Here is a 23,496-nt window from a genome sequence, read left to right on the forward strand (position 1 = left end):
ACCGCACTTTTATGTTTTTAGCAAAAATTAAGCAATAACGTTAAATTGTTCTTTCATTAATGCTTCGAAATCAGTGCAACCACCGATTGGTTTTTCATCGATAAAGATTTGTGGCACAGTTTCCACTTCTTTACCGACAGATTTTGATAAATCTGCTTTAGAAATGCCTTCAGCGATAATATCTACATAGCGATAATCGAAATCCGCTACTTCACCTTTTAATTTTTCAGCAAGGTTTTTTGCACGTACACAATAAGGGCAGCCAGGACGACCAAAAATAACTACGAACATAAAATTTTCCTTTTATTTAAACAAAATTCCTAATGATTTTACTCTATTTCCACAAAAGCAGAAATCATTTTTCAGGATTATTGTGATTGGTGTAATATATCAACTCTTCTTTTCCTAAGGGTATAACTGAATGAAATTATTGATGCTTTGCCGCGAGCCTCGCCTTTATAGCTGCCAGCGTTTAAAAGAAGCAGCAGAAAGTTGCGGGCATCAAATGGATATTTTGGATCCTAATCGTTGCATTTTAAAACTCGACAAAAATCAACCGCACTTTTCTTTGTATTATCAACAAAATGCAGAAAGTGAGCCTTATTTATTGCCCAATTATGATGCAGTGTTACCACGTTTTGGGACGACAAGTACCCAAATGGGTTGTGCGGTATTGCGTCATTTACAAGGAAAGGGTGTCTATTGCCTCAATAAAGAACAGGCATTTTTAGCTGCTCGCGATAAATGGCGAAGTTTGCAGATGTTATTGGAGCAGGGCATTGCAGTACCGAATTCAGTTTTATCAGGTTGTGAAGTTGCGCCGAAACAAGCCATTAAGCAAACAACCGCTCCAATGATTATTAAAACCTTAAAAGGGTCACAAGGGATTGGCGTGATCTTAGCCGAACGTCCACTAAGTGCGGTCAGTATTTTAGAAACGTTAAAAGATGCGAATGTGCCTGTTTTATTGCAAGATTTTGTAGAAGAGGCAAAAGGGACAGATATTCGCTGTTTTGTGATCGGTGATAAAGTCGTCGCTACTATGCAACGTATGGGGCAAGACGGCGAGTTTCGTGCGAATTTTCACCGTGGTGGCACAGCAGAAAAAGTTAAACTTACCGAAGATGAAAAATCCATCGCTATTCGTGCGACTAAAGCTTTAGGGCTTGCCGTGGCGGGTGTTGATTTGATTCGTTCAAAAGAAGGTTTATTGGTGCTCGAAGTGAATGCCAGTCCTGGATTAGAAATGATTGAGAAGACCAGTGGCATTGATATTGCATTGCAGATGATCTTGTTTTTAGAACAGCAAGTGAAATAATAAAAGAAAAGGGCGAACCATATCATGTTCGCCCTTCTTGTTTATCCTTTTGCGTCTTGTTTAAAATCGTAATTTGGTGGTAATTCCGGCATCGTATTTTCTTCATCAAAAGGCTCGCTTGCCGGTTGATGTTGAAATTCTTTGCTATCGTGAGCCGGTTTTTCTTTACCTAATAATTGCGGTTGTAATTTGATAAAACTACTTTTATCTGAAAGCCACACATCAATAAACGCTTGTGTAAATTTTTGATCGAATTCGTGATCTAACACGGTGTCATTTAACACAAAATAGCCTTTATCCGCTAAGGCAACAAAATTTAAGATGTCGCTTGGTGAAAAATCAGGAAAGATTTCCTGCATTTTTTTCAGCCATGCGGTGGTGTCATCTTTACTTAAGTTTTGGGCTTCCATTTCTTTAGTTAAAGCAATGGCGAAATTTTTCCCTTCAACTGGTTTCTCATATTTAATCGAAAACATTAACGGACGTTCATTCTTTTCATATGACCCCGTTTCAGAATATAAGCCGACAGTATAAACATGGAATGGCCCCCATGTGTATTCAGCGTTGCCAACTGGTTGCCATTGGGCAAAAAGTGCGGTGGAAAATAAGGCTGAAATGGCAGCAATAATAAATTTCAGTTTCATAGTTTTTTTCATATCAAAAATATTGCCGTGATTATAACAAAAAAGCCCTCTAAAAAAACACAAATAAAAAGGCAGGAATACCTGCCTTTGACATCAAATTATTAGGGGAGTTTATTTTAAGCTACCCACCATATCTTCTGGACGAACCCATTTGTCGAAATCTTCGGCTGAAACTAAGCCTAAGTTAATCGCTTCTTCACGTAAGGTTGTACCGTTTTTGTGTGCTGTTTTCGCAATTTTCGCTGCATTTTCGTAACCAATGTGTGTATTAAGTGCGGTTACTAACATCAATGAATTTTCCAATTGTTGTTTAATGCGTGGGTAGTTTGGTTGAATACCGGTTGCGCAGTGTTCATCAAATGATACGCAAGCATCACCCAATAATTGTGCAGATTGTAAGAAATTCGCCACCATGACAGGGTTAAATACGTTTAATTGGAAGTGACCTTGTGAGCCAACGAAAGAGATAGTGGTATCGTTACCGAATACTTGTGCACATACCATGGTTAATGCTTCACATTGAGTTGGGTTCACTTTACCCGGCATGATTGAAGAACCTGGTTCATTTTCAGGAATTAAGATTTCACCGATACCAGAACGAGGGCCTGATGCTAATAAACGAATGTCGTTTGCAATTTTGAATAAGCTCATCGCTAATTGTTTAATTGCACCGTGAGTTTCCACAATCGCATCGTGTGCGGCTAACGCTTCAAATTTGTTTTCTGCAGTCACAAATGGTAAACCAGTGAATTTTGCAATGTAATCTGCTACTTTCACATCATAGCCTTTTGGTGTGTTCAAACCAGTACCTACAGCTGTACCACCAAGTGCTAATTGACTTAAGTGTGGAAGGGTATTTCTCAGTGCACGTAAACCGAAATCTAATTGTGCTGCGTATGCAGAGAACTCTTGGCCTAATGTTAATGGAGTGGCATCCATTAAGTGAGTACGGCCAATTTTTACCACATCTTTAAATTCCGCTGATTTTTTAGCGAAAGTTTTTTGTAAACGTTCTACACAAGGAATGGTGTGTTCAACTACTTTTTTGTATGCCGCAATGTGCATTGCAGTTGGGAAAGTATCATTTGAAGATTGGGATTTGTTCACATCATCATTTGGGTGGATAAATGATTTTTCACCTAATTTACCACCATGTAAAACGTGAGCACGGTTTGCCACTACTTCGTTCACGTTCATGTTTGATTGTGTACCTGAACCGGTTTGCCAAATGACTAATGGGAATTGGTCGTCTAATTTTCCTGCAAGGATTTCATCACAGGCAGTTGCGATTAAATCACGTTTTTCTGCAGGTAATACACCTAAATCGCAGTTTGCGAAAGCAGCGGCTTTTTTCAAATAACCGAACGCTTCAATAATTTCGTGCGGCATAGAGGCTGCCGGACCAATTTTGAAGTTGTTACGGGAACGTTCGGTTTGTGCTGCCCAGTATTTATCTGCAGGAACTTGAACTTCGCCCATAGTGTCTTTTTCAATACGAAATGCCATGTGATACTCCTATCATCGAAAATAAAAATAAATCTTGAAAATTCTAACACCTACTAGTTATGAATGGAATGTAACATAAAGGTTAAAAGTTACTTTTGTGATGTAGATCATAAAAGTGCGGTAAAAAATTTCCGTGTTTTTTCTATTTACTTTAATCGCCTTGTTGATGATTTATTTTTTGCTGCTTTTTTGATAAAATCCGCCAGTTTACAAAACGATAAATGGAGAAGTCGCAATCATGGCAAAAAACGCACAATTTTATCTCTTAAATCCAGAAAAGAAGATAACAGTTGAGCAACTTGCCTGTGATCTTGCCGCTCAAGCGTGGCGTTTAGGCAAGCGAGTTTTAATCGCGTGCGAAACAGAAGAGCAAGCATTTTTAATTGATGAAGCATTATGGCAACGGGATCCGAACGAGTTTGTTCCTCATAATCTTTCAGGCGAAGCAACACAATATGCGCCGCCAATTGAGATTAGTTGGAAAGGCAAACGCAATGCCCAACGTCGAGATTTGCTGATCAATTTACAAATGGAAGTGCCGGATTTTAGCCACAGCTTTACGCAATTAATTGATTTTGTACCGGTAGAAGAAACACAAAAAGCTCAAGCGCGTGAACGTTATAAAATTCTTCGCTCGCAAGGTTGGACGCTTTCTACTGAAAACACTTAATATTTTTTAACTTTAAAACCTAGGAAATTAACATGAATTTAAACGCTAAAGTGGCTTTAAGCCTTATTCTTGGCGCAAGCACCTTATTATCTGCTTGTGACAATAAAGAAAACACATCAACTCAAGTTGAGAAAGCAGTAAGAATACCTGCACCAACAGAAAAAGTAGAAAGTGCGGTTGAAAAATCAAAAGAATTAGTGGCTGAAACTAAATCAGCCGAAAAAGTCGCTGAGAAAACAGAAACCACAGAAGTTAAAGCTGACGCTAACAAAGCAGATGTAAAATCAGACGCAGTGAAAGCCGAAGTTAAAAAAGAGGCGAAAGCGGATGATGTGGCAGAAAAAGTATCTGAGAAAAAGGAAACTGTTGTCGCTCAACAAGCAACAACTCCTCAGAAGCCACGTGTGGTAGTGACTGAAAAAGCACCAAAAGAAAGTGCAGAACGTAAACAGCAAAGAGCCGTATTAAATGTGTTAGAAAAACAATACGAAGAAGTTCGTTGTTCTGCTGATGCGAAAAACGTAAGCGGTGATAGTTTCTGCCGTCAAGAAGAACGCCGTTTATTCTTAGAAATTCAACGTATTAAAGATAAATTAAGAGGGATTGAGGAATAATCCTATCCTGACCAATATGAGGGTGTGATCAATTCGCCCTCAAAATAAAAAATAGATTTTTTGTGACCGCACTTTATGAACGATATTACCTTTTATCAACGCTTCGAAGCCGATATTCTCGCCGGGCGTAAAACCATCACGATTCGAGATAAATCCGAAAGCCATTTTAAAGTTGGTGATATTTTACGTGTTGGTCGATTTGAAGATAATCAATACTTCTGCACGATTAAAGTATTAAGTGTTGAGCCGATCATGCTTGATAATCTAACAGAACAGCACGCAGCTCAGGAAAATATGAGTTTGGCTGAATTGAAAGAGGTGATTAAGGCGATTTATCCTAGTGAAGATAAGTTCGTATTAATCAATTTTAAGATAAAATAATCAGAGGGAATCATGTATATAAAATATATTAGACTGATTTTATTGCTTCCTATTTTTCAGTCGTTGTCGGCATGTCTTAGTTTCGATGGGATATATCCGAAGTATAAAGATTATGAAGGTAGTGACTATGGCACGTTAAGTGTAAAAAATTACGCAACTCATCTTATAACTATTTATAAGAAAGATGATGTTAAGCAATGTTTAGTACAAGATGGCCCTCGAAGAGTTTTAGTTTTACGTGAGCTTTTTCTACCTCATTTTCAAAATGGGGTATTTAATAATTCACCATTTAAAGACTCCGAAAAATATTTATCTGAAAGTAGAGTAAAGGCTGGATCTTATGTGCAATTAACAAAAAGATCTAATAATTCCAATATAAGCTCTCAAACTTTTAAATTTATTATTGAGAATAAAGGGTATTATTATTTTCAACGAATAGCTAATAAACCTATACCTATTTTAAAGATGGATGAGGATATTAATGAGATTTTCTATCTTTTGCCGGATAAAAATGGGACTTATAAAAAAGATACCTATAGTGAAACAACAAAGAGACATTATACATTAGATGGATTACTCAGCGAAAATGATACTATTATTCGTTATAAGAATGAAATTCCCGCAAAGAAATGGGATCTTCCTGAATGTGAGTAGTTAGATTATAAGTTAGTTAAAGAGAAAATAAATGACACAAAAATTCGAAATGGCAGACCGTTTTAATCCGTCTGCGGTAGAGCAAGCCCTTTATCAACATTGGGAAGAGAGCGGTTATTTTAAACCGTCTGAAAATGAAAACGCACCGAGCTATTGCATTGCAATTCCGCCGCCGAACGTAACAGGTTCTTTGCACATGGGGCACGCTTTCCAACAAACCTTAATGGATACCTTAATCCGTTTTAACCGTATGGAAGGGCATAATACCTTATGGCAAGCGGGCACAGACCACGCGGGTATTGCGACCCAAATGGTAGTGGAGCGTAAAATCGCCGCAGAAGAAGGCAAAACTCGCCACGATTATGGTCGTGAAGCGTTCATCAACAAAATCTGGGATTGGAAAGCTTATTCTGGTGGCACAATCAGCCAACAAATGCGCCGTTTAGGGAACTCTATCGACTGGGAACGTGAGCGTTTCACTATGGACGATGGTTTATCTAACGCGGTAAAAGAAGTATTTGTTCGCTTGCATGAAGAAGGCTTGATTTACCGTGGCAAACGCTTAGTAAACTGGGATCCGAAACTTCACACCGCGATTTCTGATTTAGAAGTAGAAAATAAAGAGAGCAAAGGTTCCCTTTGGCATTTCCGCTATCCGTTAGCTAACGGTGCGAAAACGGCAGATGGTAAAGATTATTTAGTGGTGGCAACCACGCGTCCAGAAACCATGTTGGGCGATACGGCTGTTGCAGTGCATCCTGAAGATGAACGTTATCAATCTTTAATCGGTAAAACTGTGGTTCTGCCACTGGCTAATCGTGAAATTCCAATTATTGCCGATGAATACGTCGATCGTGAATTCGGTACAGGTGTGGTAAAAATTACCCCTGCGCACGACTTCAACGACTACGAAGTGGGTAAACGTCACAGCTTACCGATGGTTAACGTGTTAACTTTAAATGCGGATATTCGTGATGAAGCGGAAATTATCGGTACTGATGGCAAACCACTTGCTGGCTATGAAGCGACGATTCCTGCGGATTACCGTGGTTTAGAGCGTTTTGCAGCACGTAAGAAAATCGTGGCAGATTTTGAAGCGCTAGGTTTATTAGACGAAATTAAACCGCACGATCTCAAAGTGCCTTATGGCGACCGTGGTGGCGTGCCGATTGAGCCGATGTTAACTGACCAATGGTATGTGAGCGTGAAACCGCTTGCTGATGTGGCAATTAAAGCAGTGGAAGACGGCGAAATCCAATTCGTACCGAAACAATATGAAAACCTTTACTTTTCTTGGATGCGTGATATTCAAGATTGGTGTATCTCTCGCCAACTTTGGTGGGGACACCGCATTCCTGCATGGTATGACGAAGAAGGAAACGTTTATGTTGCGCGTAACGAAGAAGAAGTGCGGTCAAAATACAACTTAGATTCTGCAGTTGAGCTCAAACAAGATGAAGATGTGTTAGACACGTGGTTCTCATCAGGATTATGGACGTTCTCCACTTTAGGCTGGCCGGAGCAAACTAAAGAACTCAAAATGTTCCACCCAACGGATGTGTTAATCACAGGCTTTGACATCATCTTCTTCTGGGTTGCGCGTATGATTATGTTTACGATGCACTTTGTGAAAGATGAAAATGGCAAACCACAAGTGCCATTCAAAACTGTGTACGTAACGGGCTTAATCCGTGATGAAAACGGACAAAAAATGTCGAAATCGAAAGGTAACGTGCTCGATCCAATCGATATGATTGACGGCATTAGCCTTGACGATTTACTTGAAAAACGTACCGGCAATATGATGCAGCCGCAATTAGCAGAGAAAATTGCTAAAGCGACTCGCAAAGAATTTGCTGAAGGTATTGCCGCTCACGGTACAGACGCATTGCGTTTCACATTAGCCGCATTGGCTTCAAACGGTCGTGATATCAACTGGGATATGAAACGTTTAGAAGGCTACCGTAACTTCTGTAATAAATTGTGGAATGCAAGCCGTTTCGTTCTTACGAATGAAAAATTAGATTTAAGCGAAGGCGAGATCGAATTTTCATTAGCGGATCGTTGGATTCAATCAGAATTCAATCGTACCGTGGAAACTTTCCGTAATTCATTAAGCCAATATCGTTTTGACCTTTGTGCCAATGCGATTTATGAATTTACCTGGAACCAATTCTGTGACTGGTATTTAGAACTTACCAAACCAGTATTTGCAAACGGCAATGCAGCACAAATCCGTGCGGCAAGCCAAACCTTGGTTCATGTGTTAGAAAAATTATTACGTTTAGCACACCCGCTTATTCCGTTTATTACCGAAGAAATTTGGCAAAAAGTGAAAGGATTTGTGGGCATTACAGCTGACAGCATTATGCTACAACCTTTCCCACAAGTGGAAGAAAACGGCTTTGATCCAGAAGCAGAAGCTGAAATTGAGTGGTTAAAAGAAGTGATTGTTGCGGTACGTAACATCCGTGCAGAAAGCAACATCGCACCAAGCAAAGGCTTAGATCTGTTATTCCGTAATTTAAGTGCAGAAAATGCAAAAATTCTTGAAAAACAGACCGCTCTTTTAAAAGCCATGGCGAAATTAGATAACGTTCAAGTGTTAGCGGCAAACGAAACAGCACCACTTGCCGTAGCGAAACTTGTTGGCAATGCGGAATTACTCGTGCCAATGGCTGGCTTTATTAATAAAGAAGCAGAGCTTGCCCGTTTAACTAAAGAGATTGAAAAATATCAAAACGAAGTTAAACGTATTGAAAACAAACTCAGCAACGAAGCTTTCGTGGCTAAAGCGCCTGAAGCGGTGATTGCGAAAGAACGCGAAAAACAAGCGGAATACCAATCTGGATTAGAAAAAATCCAAGAGCAGTATAAAGCGATTGAAGCGTTGTAGTTTTTAAATAAAAAAAGCGGTCAGATTTAAAATCTGGCCGCTTTTTATTTTTTACAATATTCTTATAAGTAGAAAATCCACTCTAGTTATTCAGAACTTCAAGCAATGCTTGAACAGGGTGTTTCAAGATGGCTTTTTCATATCGCTTCACTTGGCTACGGCAGGAATAGCCAGTTGCGAGACAATGATTTGGATCTTTACCTTGTAATTTTTTGCCCCATGATACGTCGTAAATATCTTTCGACATGGTTTGATTTTGTACTTCATGACCAAATACACCTGCCATACCACAGCAGCCGACTTTTTCTACCTTCAAGGTTTGTCCAAATTGTGCGAAAATATTCTGCCATTCTTTTGGGCTGTTTGGCATAAAGGTGGATTCAGTACAATGAGGGAATAAATGCCACTCAGAAGTGCGGTCAGATTTGGCAATATTTTTCACCGCACTTTGTAATGAGTTACTTTCTAATTGATTGGTCAGCCATTCGTGCGCTGTGAGCACATGGAAGTCACCGCGAGAATTCCCTAAGGCCTCTTTATATTCATCTCGATAAGAAAGCACAATCGCTGGATCTACACCGACCAAAGGCACATTTAATTTAGCAACGCGATTTAAAAACTCCGCTTGTGTTTTTGCTGTTTTACTAAAGCGAGTTAAAAAACCTTTAATATGCATGGCTTTGCCATTCGGTTTAAAAGGCAGAAGGATTGGCTCAAAATCTAGTTTTTGTGTGAGAGCTACGAAATCCCGAACTACTTTAGCATCGTAATAAGAGGTGTAGGGATCTTGCACGATAAAGAGCATATTGGCTTTTTCTGTGGCACTGAGACTTTCCAACTCTTCTAATTTTTTGCCTTGGTAGCCAATTTCGACTAACTGTTGTTGAAGGTTAGGCTCAGAAAGGAGAGGCAAGTCAGTCATACCCAGTGTTTTTTCAACCAAGCGTTGTGTGACTTTGAGCTTGGTGAAATAATTGAACAATGCCGGTTGTTTCGCCATATAAGGTGCTGCCACTTCTAAATTCGCCACAATATGATCTTTGGCTGGACGCAAATAACGACTGTGGTAGAAATGGAAGAATTTCGCACGGAAACTTGGCACATCAATTTTAATTGGGCATTGGCTTGCACAGGCTTTACAAGCCAAACAAGTATCCATTGCGGCTTTCACTTCATGTGAGAAGTCATACTCACCACGCCATTTCTGCACGCTATTGCGGAAACGTTCCACTAGTGCGGTTAGTTTCACTTGTGTTTTATGAAAATCTAATTGCTCAGGTGATACGTTTTCATTGGCCATTAATCTCAACCATTCACGCACCATCGCGGCTCGTCCTTTTGGCGAGAATACGCGATTTTTACTCACTTTCATGGAAGGGCACATAATGCTGTGCTCATCAAAGTTGAAGCAAAGTCCGTTGCCGTTACAATTCATCGCACCTTTAAATTCGTTTCGCATCTGAATCGGGATTTGGCGATCATTGTCCGCACGCATCGGTGAGAGAATGGAATAGAGTTCCGCATCGCTATTAAGTGGTGTACAGATTTTACCTGGGTTGAGACGATTATTTGGATCAAATAAGAACTTCACATAACGCAACTCTTGCCAAAGTTCAGGTGTAAAGAATTTCTCGCCATAATGAGAGCGTACGCCTTTGCCGTGTTCTCCCCATAACAAACCGCCATATTTCACCGTGAGTTCTGCCACTTCATCTGAAATTTGTTTAAAGAGTTTGACTTGTTCTTTATCGCATAGGTCTAAAGCGGGACGAACGTGCAATACGCCAGCATCAACATGGCCAAACATCCCATATTGCAGATTGTGACTATCTAATAAGGCTCTAAACTCTGCAATGTAATCCGCAAGATGTTCTGGTGGCACACAGGTATCTTCCACAAAAGGAATTGGTTTGGCTGCGCCTTTCGCATTCCCCAATAGCCCCACTGCTTTTTTACGCATGGCGTAAATACGTTCAATAGAAGGCAAGTCAGAACAAAGTTGATAGCCGATAATATGATCTTGGCCTTGTGCAATTTTTTCATCTAATTGCTGACAAAGTGCGGTCACTTGGCTGTCGATTTTAGCTTGATTGTTGCCCGCATATTCCACAATGTTTAAACCCAGAATTGGATTTTGTTCTTCTTCTGTTAAAAGTTCTTTCACTGAATGCCAAATAATATCTTGCTTAGCAAGGTTCAGCACTTTGGAATCGACGGTTTCAACGGAAAGAGCATTGGCTTTCACCATAAAAGGCGCATTGCGAAGTGCTGCATCAAATGAACTGTACTTCACATTAATTAAGGTACGATATTTCGGAATCGGCAATAAATTCAGTTTAGCTTCGCAGATAAACGCAAGTGAACCTTCTGAACCCGTTAAAATTCGGGTGAGATTAAATTCACTTTCATCTTTATTAAAGACATTCTTAAGATCGTAACCGGTGAGGAAGCGATTGAGTTGTGGTAAATCTTGAATGATTGAGGCTCGCTTCTCTTTACAACGTTGGAAAATCGTTTGATGTAGCGTTTTACCATTTTCTGCAAGCGGGTAGTTTTCTAAAACGTCGTCAGATTTGACCGCACTTGTATCTAATATTCCACCGTTCATTAAAACAGAACGTAATGCTAAAACGTGATCAGAGGTTTTTCCGTATTGTAGTGAGCCTTGACCGGAGGCATCGGTATTAATCATGCCACCTAGTGTTGCTCGATTACTGGTGGAGAGCTCTGGTGCAAAGAATAATCCGTGTGGTTTTAGAAATTGGTTGAGTTGGTCTTTTACTACGCCTGCCTGAACGCGAACCCAACGTTCTTCTATATTAAGCTCTAAAATGCTCGTCATGTGGCGAGAGAGATCGACAATAATGTTGTTATTTATAGATTGTCCATTGGTACCCGTGCCGCCACCGCGAGGTGTAAAGGTTAGATGAAGATATTTCTCTTTATTGGCTAATTTGGTGATACGTACTACATCGGCAACAGATTTAGGGAATAAAATAGCCTGAGGAAGCTGCTGATAGACGCTGTTATCTGTCGCAAGACTTAAGCGGTCAGCATAATTTGAGGCAATATCACCTTCAAAATGCTGCTTTTGGAGTTCACTAAGATAATCACTTACCACGTTATTAAGTTGTGGCACATTAGAAAGACGGGGCAACATAAAATCACTCACCTATATAATAGAGAAGAAAGTGAATTTGATGATATATGAAGCTCAAAAAAAAGTCGATTTCAACAAAAGATATTTTTTGTTAGAATAGAAATCGGGTTAAAAATTAACCCGATTTTTGTGAACGAATGTTCATTTTAGGGGTTGTTTGTCTATAAAATAACCAAAAAGGGCAAAAAAAGTTTGATCTTTGATGTTTTTATAGGATAATAACCATACTTTTGAACGTTCCTTTGGCTATGGCAAAGGAATTGAATTTGTCAAAAGGATAAGTTAGGGCAAATTCAAAACCCTAGTTAAGCAACGTTTAGAGTGTTTCTTTTTTATAAAGTTCACAATAAACAAGGAAACTTTTCTTATTAATAACGATGACTAAATAGAGGACATCAAAATGAAAAAAACTGCAATCGCATTAGTCGTTGCTGGTTTAGCAGCAGCTTCAGTAGCTCAAGCAGCTCCACAAGAAAATACTTTCTATGCAGGTGCTAAAGTTGGTCAAGCATCTTTTCATGATGGTATCAAAGACAACTTAGGTTCTTATCACCGTAACTCTGTTACTTACGGTGTGTTTGGTGGTTACCAAATCTTAAACCGTGATAACTTAGGTTTAGCGGTAGAATTAGGCTATGATGACTTTGGTCGTGTTAAAGGTCGTGATTTAGGTAAAACTGACTTCAAACACACTAACCACGGTGCTCACTTAAGCTTTAAAGGTAGCTACAATCTTGGTGGTTTAACTTCTGCTTTAGAAGGCTTAGATGTTTATGGTCGTGCAGGCGTAGCATTAGTTCGTTCAGACTACAAATTCTATGATGTAACAAACGGTGGTGCTCGTATCCACGATGCTGGTCGTCATAGTTTACGTACTTCTGGTATGTTCGCAGCAGGTGTTGAATATGCATTACCATCATTACCAGAGTTAGCATTACGTTTAGAATATCAATGGTTAACTCGCGTGGGTAAATTACGTACTGAAGATCGTCCAAATAGCTCAGTAGACTACAACCCATGGATCGGTTCTATCAACGCTGGTTTATCTTACCGTTTCGGTCAAGGTGCTGCTCCAGTTGTTGCACCTGAAGTTGTAAGCAAAACTTTCAACTTAAGCTCTGATGTAACTTTCGCTTTCGGTAAAGCTAACTTAAAACCACAAGCTAAAGCAACTTTAGACGGTATCTACGGTGAAATCGCTCAAGTTAACAACGCTAACGTAGCTGTTGCTGGTTATACAGACCGTATCGGTAAAGATGCACCAAACGTGAAATTATCACAACGTCGTGCAGACTCTGTAGCTAACTACTTAGTAGCTAAAGGTGTTCCAGCTCAAAGCATCTCTGCAGTTGGTCACGGTAAAGCTAACCCAGTTACAGGTTCTACTTGTGACGCGGTTAAAGGTCGTAAAGCGCTTATCGCTTGTTTAGCACCAGACCGTCGTGTTGAAATCGCAGTTAACGGTACTAAATAATTTTATTTAGTTATCCATTAACGGATTAACATTAGAAGACCTAAACTTCGGTTTAGGTCTTTTCTTATATAAATTAAACCTATAATTGAAGGAATTTTTGAATGAAAAAGTGGATTATCTTGATTATTATCGCCGTTGCTGCAGGTTTTGGCTTAATGTCTAGCTACAATGGCTTAGTAAAAGCAGAAACTGAAATTGATTCTGTTTGGGCAAATGTTGAATCATCTTATCAACGTCGTGCAGATTTAATTCCAAACTTAGTGAATACTGTGAAAGGTCAAGCTAACTTTGAACAACAAACATTAACCAATGTAATCGAAGCTCGCGCAAAAGCGACACAAACTAAAATTGATCCGTCTAATTTAACGGAAGAACAATTAAACGAATTCCAACAAAACCAAAATCAAGTAGGTTCAGCATTATCTCGCTTACTTGTTACTGTAGAACAATACCCACAATTAAAAGCGAATGAAGGTTTTATGAACTTACAAGCGCAACTTGAAGGTACAGAAAACCGTATCAATGTCGCTCGTAATAAATTTAATGAAGCTGCACGTATTTATAATGAAAAAGTACGTCAATTCCCAACTAAATTAGCGGCAATGATTTTTGGTTTTAAAGCTAAACCTTACTTTAAATCATCTACAGGCGCTGAAAACGCACCGACTGTAAACTTTAATTAAGGTTTATCTATGCCATTCTTTTCCAGAATTCCGGTAGATAAAAAGCAAATCGAGGCGGCGATTAGTCGCCTCGAAAGCTTAAGTTCGGCTGAGTTACGTGTTTATATTGAACGCAAAGTACCAAAAGCTTCAGCACAACTGTCTGCAATGGAACGTGCTTTAGAAGTGTTTGATGAACTGGAAATGCATAAAACAGCGGCACAAAATGCCGTGTTGATTTATGTGGGATATAAAAATCATCTCTGTGCAATCGTAGGTGATAAAGGCATTCATCAATTTGTTGATGTAGCTTATTGGCAGTTACAATGTGATTTAATGATTGAACAGTTTAAACAAAAAGCTTATACACAAGGCATTGTCGATGCGATTGATCGTATCAGTGATATTTTATCTCGCCATTTCCCTATTCAGCCTGATGATGTGAATGAATTATCTAATGAGGTAATTATTAATGGCTAAGCTTTTATCTTTTATGAAAAGTGCGGTTATTTTTAGCCTTGTTTTTTTTGCTCAAATGGTTGTTGCGGCAGAATTTCCGCCTGCACCAAATCCTTTCCATTACATTAACGATTACACCAACACACTTTCATCAGAACATAAGCAAATTTTAGAAAATAAACTGATTGCTTATAGTAAAGAAACGAGTTCACAAATCGCTGTTGTTTTGGTTCCGACAACCGGTGAATATGAAATCGCTGATTATACCTTTGCTTTAGGTGATAAATGGGGCATTGGACGACAAAATCTGAACAATGGCGTGTTGATGCTGATTGCGAAAAATGATCGCAAAGTCTTTATTGCAACAGGGCAAGGTTTAGAAGGCGTATTGCCCGATGCTTTTTTATCGCAAGTCATCCGTTCGGCAATTTTGCCACAATTTAAACAAGGCCAATATGCGCAAGGTATTAATGACGGCTTAAACCAAATTATTGCGGCAAGTAAAGGCGAGTTTGATGCGGCACAAGTTGAAGAAGATGCGTTCGATAAGTACATCCCATTCTTAATGGTATTGGCGTTTATTGCTATTGTATTATTTGGTGAATTCCAATATCACAAAGATGAAGTCTATATCAGCCCGAATCAACGTGACCAACTGAATAAAATCATTCGTCAAAGTACGATTTCTCGTCGCCGTGGTGGCGGTTCCGGTTTCGGAGGCGGATTTGGTGGAGGCTTCGGTGGCGGTGGTTCTTCCGGTGGTGGCTTCGGCGGCGGTGGCTTCGGCGGCGGTGGAGCAGGTGGAAGTTGGTAAGACCAAGTCTTTCACTCAGGTTCTATCTTATGCTAGAATAGCGCCCTATTCAGACTTATTTGAACAAGGAACATTATGGAAACGTTAGACAAAATCAAAAAACAAATCGCTGAAAACCCAATTTTAATTTACATGAAAGGTTCACCAAAATTACCTTCTTGTGGTTTCTCTGCGCGTGCATCTGAAGCATTAATGAATTGCAAAGTGCCTTTCGGCTATGTTGATATTCTTCAACACCCAGATATTCGCGCTGAATTGCCGGCTTATGCAAACTGGCCAACTTTCCCACAATTATGGGTAGAAGGTGAGTTAATTGGTGGTTGTGATATTATTTTAGAAATGTACCAAGCTGGCGAACTTCAAACTTTATTAAGCGAAGTAGCGGCTAAACATCAAGCTTAATTGACGATAGATTACAAGATAAACCTGCTTTTTAGCAGGTTTTCTTTTGCTCAAAAAATGATAAACCTGTTATAAAAATGTGATCAGATTAACATTTTTAAGTTAAATAACTTGTTGATAAAACTCCCTTACGTTAGACTACATCGCACTTAGTCGGGGTGCCAATATTAATGGCTGAGAAACACCCGTGAACCTGAAACAGATAATGCTGGCGTAGGAAACTAATCATCTCATTATGCTGTTTCGTTATGCAAAAATAAGGAGAACGCATAATGAACAAAACGCTTCCCATTTTAACCGCACTTTTTACTGCTTCCGCTTTCGCACAAGCTGCACCTCAAACATTAGATGTTTATACTTATGATTCATTTAGTGCAGATTGGAGTGCTGGACCAAAAGTTAAAGCGGCTTTTGAACAACAATTCCCGCAATGTAAGCTGAATTATGTGGCTTTTGACAATAATGGCACCTTGTTTAACCGTGTTCGTCTAGAAGGTAAAAAAATTAAGGCGGATGTGGTGCTCGGTTTAGATAGCTATCAAATTGAAGATGCACAAAAACTCAATATTTTTGAGCCAAATAAAGTGGATTTAAGCCAGTTACGTTTACCCATTAAATGGGAAAATCACACATTCTTACCATTTGATTATGCGCAATATGCGTTTATTTATGACAAGAATAAATTGGCAAACCCTCCAAAGAGCTTAAAAGAATTAGTTGAGCGTCAAGATCTTAAAGTGTTATATCAAGATCCGCGTACAAGCAGTATTGGACGTGGTTTATTACTTTGGATGAATGCCGTTTATCCAGCAGCAGATGTCGCAAATGCCTGGAAAACCCTTTCTAAACATACTGTCACGGTCACAAAAGGTTGGACGGAATCTTACGGCGCCTTCTTAAAAGGCGAAGGTGATCTGGTTTTAAGCGTCAATACTTCGCCGATTTACCATATTCTTTCTGAACAAAAAGACAATTATGTGGCAACGGAATTTGCAGAGGGGAGCGTATTACAAGTTGAAGTCGCAGCAAAAGTTGCTAACCGTAATAATGCCTGTGCGGATGAATTTTTAGGCTTCCTACTTTCACCGCAAGCTCAAGCGGATATTGCCAAAAATAATGTGATGTTACCTGTGGTAGAAACCAATATCGAAAGTCATATTGATGCGCTTAATTCTCGCGCAAAATCAATGCGTATTTTAGATACCACGAAGGTGACAAGTGAGCAGCTTAAAGGCTGGATCAATCAATGGCAAAAAGCCTTATCTAAATAGTATTAATGAGCTTATTGCAACATCCGCATTTTCGTCCTCGCCATTATTTGGGCGGAAGTGCGGTCATTTTTTTCATTGTTTTACTCTATGGATTTTCACTTTCTGCGGTTTTTTCAGTAGGAAGTGATTATGCCTTATCTGATTTCTTAAAAGACGATTATTTGCATCAAGTTATTGCCTTTAGTATCGGGCAGGCATTCTTATCAGCCATTCTTTCTAGCATAATTGGAACTTTATTTGCACGCGCTTTTTTCTATTTAGATTTCAAAGGCAAATCGCTCATTTTACGCATTTTTTCCCTAACATTTGTTTTGCCGGCATTACTGGCTATTTTCGGGCTAATTGGTATTTATGGCACTGCCGGTTGGCTAACACAACTGCTGCAAACCCTAGGTATTTCATGGAAACCCTCCATTTATGGTTTAAGCGGCATTCTTATTGCTCATTTATTTTTTAATATTCCTTTAGCGGCACGAATGAGCTTGCAAGCTTTGCAAAGTATACCGACCGAACAGCATCAACTCGCGGCACAATTGAATATTAAAGGTTTCACATTTTTCCGTTTAATTGAATGGCCTTATTTGAAAAGCCAAATAGTGTCTGCCTTTGTGCTGATTTTTATGTTGTGTTTCACTAGCTTTACGATAGTGTTGGCACTGGGTGGCGGGCCACAAAATAGCACATTAGAAGTCGCGATTTACCAAGCCATTTTCTTTGAATTTGATTTACCCAAAGCCGCACTTTTTGCGCTTGTGCAATTTGCGTTTTGTTTTGCGTTATTTTCACTTTCACAATATTGGGCAAAAGCACCTGAAACGCAGATTTCGCAACGTTATCGCTGGGTTTTACCTGTTTCAAGAGCGGTCAAATTTGGACATGTTTTTGTCTTATTCTCGGTGTGCTTATTTATTTTAAGCCCCTTATTCAATATTGTTTTCCAAGGTTTGTCTGCGACCCAATTATTTGGCTATTGGCAAAATCCACAATTATGGAAGGCGCTTGCTTATTCATTAACCATGGCACCGACAGCCGGGATTTTATCAGTATTATTTGGATTCTTCTTATTGTTACTCTCCCGTCAGCTACAATGGTTATATCACCCTAAATTAGCGCACTTAATTTTAACGGGGGGCATGATGATTTTAGCCATTCCGACGATTGTCTTAGCAGTCGGCTTATTCATTTGGTTGCAAGATATTGATTTTTCGGCAGGGCATCTGTTTGTGGTGGTATCGGTTTGCAACGCCTTGGCTGCCTTGCCATTTGTCATCAAAATTCTCAATACACCAATGAATCAATCGATGCAATATTATGAAAAACTCTGTTTATCGCTGAATATTACAGGCTGGCAGCGTTTTCGTTTAATTGAATATCCGCTACTAAAAGCACCGTTGAAATATGCTTTGGCGCTCGCAACGACTTTATCACTCGGAGATTTTACAGCGATAGCCTTATTTGGTAGTCCTGATTTTACTTCGTTGCCTCATTTGCTTTATCAACAAATCGGGCAATATCGAAGTCAAGAAGCTGCAGTGACGGCATTGATTTTATTGGGCTTATGTTTAGGTTTATTTATGTTTGTTGAAGGGCAGAAGGAACAACATGATTAAATTAGATAATGTAGTCTTCAATTATCAATCCATGCCGATGGTGTTTGATTTACAGATTCAAGCGCAAGAAAAAGTTGCCATCATTGGGGAAAGTGGTGCAGGAAAAAGTACCTTACTGAATTTAATTGCTGGCTTTGAATATGCCGATAGTGGGGAGATTTGGCTAAATGGTGAAAATCATACCAAAACGGCACCTTTTGAACACCCCGTTTCCATGCTATTTCAGGAAAATAATCTCTTTACTCATCTTTCTGTGGAAGAGAATATCGCTTTAGGTTTAAAACCGAATTTAGCCTTAAATACAGAAGAAAAAGCCCTTGTAGAACAAGCTGCAAGTGCGGTCAATTTACAGGATTTTTTAACGAGAAAACCGACCGCACTTTCAGGTGGACAAAAACAGCGAGTAGCGTTAGCGCGCTGTTTGCTACGAGATAAACCGATTTTATTATTGGATGAGCCTTTTTCAGCTCTTGATCCTAAATTACGCATTGAAATGCAGGATTTAATGGATCAATTATGTGAAGAGAAAAAGCTCACCATGTTATTGGTGACACATCAACCCAAAGAAATTGAACGGCATATTGATCGAGTGATTGAAATTCATCAAGGAAAAGTGATCTGATCTCTTTTTATCATATTGTAGAGTAATATGCTCAACTTAATAAAAGCTAAGTAGCTTAAACGAGGAAAATATAATGACCACAACAAATGTAGTACAGCTTTCATCTATTACGCCCCATCCATCAGTAGAATATTGGTCAGTTTGTAAAGTAGAAGCGCTATTTGAGACACCTTTTTTAGAATTAGTCTATCGTGCGGCTCAAGTGCATCGAGAGCATTTCAACCCTGGCGCAATACAGTTGTCGACGTTGATGTCGATTAAAACGGGTGGCTGTCCGGAGGATTGTGGTTATTGTCCTCAATCTGCACGTTATCAAACAGGTGTACAAAATCAGCAGATCTTGGATATTGATGAAATTGTCGAAAAAGCCAAAATTGCTAAAGCACGTGGTGCAGGACGTTTTTGTATGGGCGCGGCATGGCGTGGTCCTAAGCCTAAAGATATGGAAAAAGTGACGGCGATTATTCGTGCGGTAAAAGATATTGGCTTAGAAACTTGCGGTACTTTTGGCTTACTACAAGATGGTATGGCGGAAGAGTTAAAAGATGCAGGATTGGATTATTACAATCACAATCTAGATACCGCGCCAGAGAATTATCACAATGTCATTGGTACACGCCGTTTTGATGATCGTTTAAGTACATTAGGAAAAGTGCGTCATGCCGGTTTAAAAGTTTGCTGTGGTGGTATTGTGGGGATGAATGAAACCCGTAAAGAGCGAGCAGGCCTTATTGCAAGTTTGGCAAATCTTGATCCTCAGCCGGAGTCAGTGCCAATTAACCAATTAGTGAAAGTGGAAGGTACACCAATGGCTGATGCAGCTGATTTAGATTGGACAGAGTTTGTTCGCACCATTGCTGTGGCGCGTATTACCATGCCAAAAAGTTATGTTCGCCTTTCTGCAGGTCGTCAAGGTATGAGTGAAGAAATGCAAGCCATGTGTTTTATGGCGGGAGCGAACTCTATTTTCTATGGGGATAAATTGTTAGTGACAGGCAACCCAGAAGAAGATGGCGATCAACTTCTTATGGCAAAATTAGATCTAGAGCCGGAAACGGAAGAAAATAGAAAGCCACTCGACAGAAATTAGTCATAAAAAAAGTGCGGTGAATCTACCGCACTTTTTGTTAAGACTTACTTCACTTGTTCGGTTAAGCAAGGCTGAATTTTATTTAGCATTTCTTTTAAAATACGCGCTGGAGCAGCCACAATATTGCCTGAGCGTAAATAGCCGTGACCCGCATTGAAATCACACACTAAACCGCCGGCTTCACGTACGATTAAATCACCTGCTGCGCAATCCCAAGGTTTTAAGCCCATTTCGAAATAACCGTCAACGCGATTAGAAGCCACATAGCAAAGGTCTAATGCGGCAGAACCCGTACGACGGAAATCTGCAGCTTCATCAATTAAGTTATTCATGATAGCAAATTGAGTTGGCATCAAGCTTGGTTGTTTGAATGGGAAACCGGTGGCTAAAATTGCCCCGTTAAGTTCATTTTGGCTATCTACACGTAAACGCACTTCATTTAATTTTGCGCCTTCACCACGCACCGCAGTGAATAATTCATTACGAATAGGATCGTAAACCACACCCACTTCGGTACGGTTTTTTACACGGATAGCAATAGAAACGGAGAAATGTGGCAAACCTTTTACGAAGTTGGTTGTGCCATCTAGTGGATCAATTACCCATTGAATATCACTGTCTTTGCCTTCTAATGCACCACGTTCTTCACTGATAATTGTATGATCAGGATAAGATTTTTGAATGATTTCAATGATCTCAGCTTCAGCGGCTTTATCGACGCTGGTCACATAATCATTAATACCTTTTTTACTTGTTTGGATGTCATCACGGCGCTCATAGTTTTTAGCAATCACGTTGCCCGCTCTTCGTGCCGCACGAATAGCGATATTTAACATTGGATTCATATTTCCACCAGATTTTAAAGAACAGATAAATAGGTGGCCTATTATAAGGGAGTTTTAGTAAATAGCCAGTTGAAAATGTTTAATTCACGGTTTTTCCCGTTTTTTAAAGCAAATTTGCGATCAGTATCGCAAAAATAAAGTATCAAATTTGGCTTTCTTCTGAAGGACTTTTAAAGTGAGGTCAAAAAAGAAGGCATTTTATGTATAAAGGGATAACCTTATTAGAAACCTTGATTGCATTATTTATTTTAAGCGTAACGTTGGCGTTTGCATTGCCTAAATGGCAGAAAAACGATCCCAAATATTTTCTCGAAAAAGAGCAACAACGGCTTTATTTTTTCTTACGTAATATCCAAGCGAGGGCAGAAAACTCATCGGCAATTTGGTTTATTTTAGCCAATCAAGATAGGGCGAATCAACGTTGGTGTATTACTGCTCAAGTAAAAAACGATCATTTTTGTGATTGTTTTCATCCCCAGAATTGTCCTAAAAACCTTTATGCGCATTTTTACTATCCTTATTTTGAAGGAAAAACGATGCTGATAGGCCCTAAATTATATCCATCTGAAGTGGCGGTGAAATTTAATGGGGCCAGGAATACCATGGAAACAAATTGTTTTATGTTACAGTCGGAAGAGCATCGTACATTGTTCTCTTTTTTCAATGTCGGCAGTATTAAATTAAAGTCTGATCAAGCGGCGAGTGCATGTACAAGATGAAACCATTAAAAGGCGAAACATTGGTGAGTTTATTGATTTCACTTGGCTTATCCGCTTTATTATTGCTATTGGTTGCACAGTTTTATGCCCAAACTCAACAGCAAAATCAGCGTTTAATGTTACAACTCAAATTACAAGCGGAATTACAACGCACAATTCAACTCATCGGGAAAGATCTGCGTCGTGTAGGCTTTCGAGCTGCAAGCCAAAAACTCATCGAAGATAATCTGGCTTTATTCGAATTAGACGAAAAGGGCACAGCAATAACCATTGCTCAAGCAGATAATGCCCCGTCAAATAGTTGTGTTTTATTTTTTTATGATTTGAATAGCAATGGTTGTATTGGTGAAAAATACACCAAGAATACCTGCGTAAATGGTGTTAAAAATGTGGCGAAAAATATCGAAAAAGAGCTGTTTGGTTACAAACTTAACGAGAAAATGATCGAAACCAAACAAACTTATAAAAATGCGGTAAATGCGGATTGTCGCTCGGAAGAATGTCAGCGTGCTTTAACCCAATCTACTTGTAACGCTGGTGGTGGATGGACAGATTTATTGGATGAAAAAGAGTTTGAGATTTCTCAATTACGTTTTGATTGGTTAAAGGCAGGGAAAGGGATTGAAATCAAACTCGCGGGAAATCTTGCAACACATAAGTATATTCAATATGAAACTTCGCTTGTGGTGCCTTTATTAAATCAAGAAGAATGATGATGAAAAAAGGGATGGTAACACTGACGGCTCTTATTTTACTTTCGGGATTATTGGCATTGATCTTATTATTTGATGAACAGATCTTTGCATTTTTTCGATCTCAAATGAGTCAGCGAAAATATTATGTAGAACAAAGTCTTCCTTTACAGAAAATCAGTCAGCAGCAACAAACGCACATTTGCCAAAACGTGCCTTTAAATGGTGCTGAAAAAGTGAAACAAGTCTTTTTCGAGTCTAATGGGGCAGAGGATAAAGTGGCCTATTCTGTTTGGTGTAAACGAGCAGAGTTATTTAAGAAATCGCCCACAAAAGGTATTAATGAAAATATGCTGCGAGATTTTATTTCCAGCGAAAAACAAGCTGATTTTCAACCGCACTTCATGAAAGTAGATACTACTTTAACTGCTCAAAAAACACCACAAGTGTATTGGATAACGCAAAACCAATTAGAAATTAAAGGGAATGTGAGTGGCATTTTGTTAGCAGAAGGGGATTTAACTTTAACCGGCAAAGGACGAATAAGTGGTGCGGTGATTACAGGTGGTTCACTTAAGTTAGAGGAGGGCGTGACGGTGGCTTACGGTAAAGCTGTGGTGACAAAACTCGTACAAGAATATAGCCAATGGCGTTTGGTGAATAAAAGCTGGAGTGATTTAAGTGCGCAAGATCAAAGTGAATAAAGGCATGTCGTTAATGTCACTTTTATTAGCCTTATCGATTTTCAGTGGGTTATTTTTGATCTTTAACCGATGGACGAGTGAGCAACGGAAAAGTGCGGTCAAAATTTTTCAAGAATTTCAGGCGATTCAAATTGCTGAGAATCAGGCTCAACGCCAGTTTCTAGGCTTGTTTTGTGAAAATAGCGTAGAACAAAATCGCATTCAATTTGCAATTCAATGTAGCGATCATCAAGTGAATATACGCTATCCTCAAGGTGAATTTTTATTGAAAACCGAGTAAAATAACGCA

The 23,496-nt window shown here is 39.3% G+C and carries 24 protein-coding genes and 1 riboswitch; of the genes, 19 read left to right on the plus strand and 5 right to left on the minus strand.

Annotated elements, in window-relative coordinates:
• Positions 1-27: 27 nt before the first annotated feature.
• Positions 28-291: a GrxA family glutaredoxin gene (locus tag O3746_RS00100; RefSeq protein ID WP_014065694.1), complete on the minus strand. Its 264-nt coding sequence runs from the start codon at positions 289-291 to the stop codon at positions 28-30.
• 130 nt (positions 292-421) lie between these two features.
• Between O3746_RS00100 and O3746_RS00105 the strand changes: the two genes are divergently transcribed.
• Positions 422-1,318 (plus strand): RimK family alpha-L-glutamate ligase, encoded by an 897-nt coding sequence (locus O3746_RS00105; protein ID WP_290990243.1) that lies wholly within the window; start codon positions 422-424, stop codon positions 1,316-1,318.
• A gap of 41 nt (positions 1,319-1,359) precedes the next feature.
• On the opposite strand, the gene O3746_RS00110 is transcribed toward O3746_RS00105, so the two are convergent.
• Positions 1,360-1,962, minus strand: a complete 603-nt coding sequence (locus tag O3746_RS00110) for a chalcone isomerase family protein (RefSeq protein WP_049374051.1) — start codon at positions 1,960-1,962, stop codon at positions 1,360-1,362.
• Positions 1,963-2,073: 111 nt separating this feature from the next.
• Positions 2,074-3,468 carry a class II fumarate hydratase gene (fumC, locus tag O3746_RS00115; RefSeq protein ID WP_049366126.1) on the minus strand — a complete coding sequence of 465 codons (1,395 nt, stop codon included), beginning with the start codon at positions 3,466-3,468 and terminating at the stop codon, positions 2,074-2,076.
• Between the two features lie 238 nt (positions 3,469-3,706).
• Between fumC and O3746_RS00120 the strand changes: the two genes are divergently transcribed.
• The 5 genes from O3746_RS00120 (at position 3,707) to valS (ending at position 8,683) form a co-directional block, all read left to right on the plus strand.
• Positions 3,707-4,138: a DNA polymerase III subunit chi gene (locus O3746_RS00120; protein WP_049355404.1), complete on the plus strand. Its 432-nt coding sequence runs from the start codon at positions 3,707-3,709 to the stop codon at positions 4,136-4,138.
• 32 nt (positions 4,139-4,170) lie between these two features.
• The gene (locus tag O3746_RS00125; RefSeq protein WP_371447367.1) at positions 4,171-4,752 is read left to right on the plus strand and encodes a hypothetical protein; all 582 of its coding nucleotides are present in this window, start codon (positions 4,171-4,173) and stop codon (positions 4,750-4,752) included.
• Between the two features lie 75 nt (positions 4,753-4,827).
• A complete protein-coding gene (gene yqfB, locus O3746_RS00130; RefSeq protein ID WP_049374048.1) occupies positions 4,828-5,133 on the plus strand; it encodes a N(4)-acetylcytidine aminohydrolase in 306 nt (101 codons plus the stop codon).
• Positions 5,134-5,145: 12 nt separating this feature from the next.
• Entirely contained in the window at positions 5,146-5,787 is a 642-nt protein-coding gene (locus O3746_RS00135; protein ID WP_049374047.1) for a hypothetical protein, read from the plus strand.
• 31 nt (positions 5,788-5,818) lie between these two features.
• A complete protein-coding gene (valS, locus tag O3746_RS00140) occupies positions 5,819-8,683 on the plus strand; it encodes a valine--tRNA ligase (RefSeq protein WP_371447370.1) in 2,865 nt (954 codons plus the stop codon).
• A gap of 82 nt (positions 8,684-8,765) precedes the next feature.
• Here the strand turns inward: valS and O3746_RS00145 are convergent, their stop codons facing one another.
• Positions 8,766-11,843: an FAD-binding and (Fe-S)-binding domain-containing protein gene (locus O3746_RS00145; protein ID WP_371447372.1), complete on the minus strand. Its 3,078-nt coding sequence runs from the start codon at positions 11,841-11,843 to the stop codon at positions 8,766-8,768.
• A 400-nt stretch (positions 11,844-12,243) separates the two neighbouring features.
• Between O3746_RS00145 and ompA the strand changes: the two genes are divergently transcribed.
• From ompA to bioB, 9 genes are all read left to right on the plus strand, one after another.
• Entirely contained in the window at positions 12,244-13,317 is a 1,074-nt protein-coding gene (gene ompA / locus O3746_RS00150) for a porin OmpA (RefSeq protein ID WP_314022643.1), read from the plus strand.
• A gap of 101 nt (positions 13,318-13,418) precedes the next feature.
• The gene (locus O3746_RS00155) at positions 13,419-14,000 is read left to right on the plus strand and encodes a LemA family protein (protein ID WP_054418573.1); all 582 of its coding nucleotides are present in this window, start codon (positions 13,419-13,421) and stop codon (positions 13,998-14,000) included.
• A gap of 9 nt (positions 14,001-14,009) precedes the next feature.
• Positions 14,010-14,459, plus strand: a complete 450-nt coding sequence (locus O3746_RS00160) for a TPM domain-containing protein (RefSeq protein WP_014065676.1) — start codon at positions 14,010-14,012, stop codon at positions 14,457-14,459.
• Positions 14,452-15,252 carry a YgcG family protein gene (locus O3746_RS00165; RefSeq protein ID WP_371447375.1) on the plus strand — a complete coding sequence of 267 codons (801 nt, stop codon included), beginning with the start codon at positions 14,452-14,454 and terminating at the stop codon, positions 15,250-15,252. The genes O3746_RS00160 and O3746_RS00165 overlap by 8 nt, the downstream gene beginning before the upstream one ends.
• 75 nt (positions 15,253-15,327) lie before the next feature.
• Complete coding sequence (grxD, locus tag O3746_RS00170; protein WP_005699458.1) at positions 15,328-15,654, plus strand: Grx4 family monothiol glutaredoxin; 327 nt, start codon at positions 15,328-15,330, stop codon at positions 15,652-15,654.
• Between the two features lie 144 nt (positions 15,655-15,798).
• Positions 15,799-15,891: riboswitch (TPP riboswitch) on the plus strand.
• A gap of 35 nt (positions 15,892-15,926) precedes the next feature.
• Positions 15,927-16,925 (plus strand): thiamine ABC transporter substrate binding subunit, encoded by a 999-nt coding sequence (thiB, locus tag O3746_RS00175; protein ID WP_371447378.1) that lies wholly within the window; start codon positions 15,927-15,929, stop codon positions 16,923-16,925.
• 5 nt (positions 16,926-16,930) lie between these two features.
• Positions 16,931-18,535 (plus strand): thiamine/thiamine pyrophosphate ABC transporter permease ThiP, encoded by a 1,605-nt coding sequence (gene thiP, locus O3746_RS00180; RefSeq protein ID WP_371447380.1) that lies wholly within the window; start codon positions 16,931-16,933, stop codon positions 18,533-18,535.
• Positions 18,528-19,157 carry a thiamine ABC transporter ATP-binding protein gene (thiQ, locus tag O3746_RS00185; RefSeq protein WP_371447382.1) on the plus strand — a complete coding sequence of 210 codons (630 nt, stop codon included), beginning with the start codon at positions 18,528-18,530 and terminating at the stop codon, positions 19,155-19,157. The genes thiP and thiQ overlap by 8 nt, the downstream gene beginning before the upstream one ends.
• A 73-nt stretch (positions 19,158-19,230) precedes the next feature.
• The gene (bioB, locus tag O3746_RS00190; protein ID WP_049374926.1) at positions 19,231-20,247 is read left to right on the plus strand and encodes a biotin synthase BioB; all 1,017 of its coding nucleotides are present in this window, start codon (positions 19,231-19,233) and stop codon (positions 20,245-20,247) included.
• A 44-nt stretch (positions 20,248-20,291) separates the two neighbouring features.
• On the opposite strand, the gene suhB is transcribed toward bioB, so the two are convergent.
• Positions 20,292-21,092, minus strand: coding sequence for an inositol-1-monophosphatase (gene suhB / locus O3746_RS00195; protein ID WP_049374925.1), 801 nt, complete (start codon positions 21,090-21,092; stop codon positions 20,292-20,294).
• Between the two features lie 200 nt (positions 21,093-21,292).
• On the opposite strand from suhB, the gene O3746_RS00200 reads away from it, so the two are divergent.
• From O3746_RS00200 to O3746_RS00215, 4 genes are read left to right on the plus strand one after another with little or no spacing between them, the layout of a single operon-like run.
• Positions 21,293-21,811 (plus strand): prepilin-type cleavage/methylation domain-containing protein, encoded by a 519-nt coding sequence (locus O3746_RS00200; RefSeq protein WP_371447385.1) that lies wholly within the window; start codon positions 21,293-21,295, stop codon positions 21,809-21,811.
• The gene (locus tag O3746_RS00205) at positions 21,808-22,524 is read left to right on the plus strand and encodes a hypothetical protein (protein ID WP_371447741.1); all 717 of its coding nucleotides are present in this window, start codon (positions 21,808-21,810) and stop codon (positions 22,522-22,524) included. Before O3746_RS00200 ends, O3746_RS00205 begins: the two co-directional genes overlap by 4 nt.
• Positions 22,521-23,207, plus strand: a complete 687-nt coding sequence (locus tag O3746_RS00210; protein ID WP_371447387.1) for a DUF2572 family protein — start codon at positions 22,521-22,523, stop codon at positions 23,205-23,207. The genes O3746_RS00205 and O3746_RS00210 overlap by 4 nt, the downstream gene beginning before the upstream one ends.
• Positions 23,208-23,220: 13 nt before the next feature.
• Entirely contained in the window at positions 23,221-23,487 is a 267-nt protein-coding gene (locus O3746_RS00215; protein WP_371447742.1) for a DUF5374 domain-containing protein, read from the plus strand.
• Positions 23,488-23,496: the final 9 nt, after the last annotated feature.

It is taken from the genome of Haemophilus sp. 27098_8_127, from assembly GCF_041433495.1.
GTDB lineage: Bacteria > Pseudomonadota > Gammaproteobacteria > Enterobacterales > Pasteurellaceae > Haemophilus_D.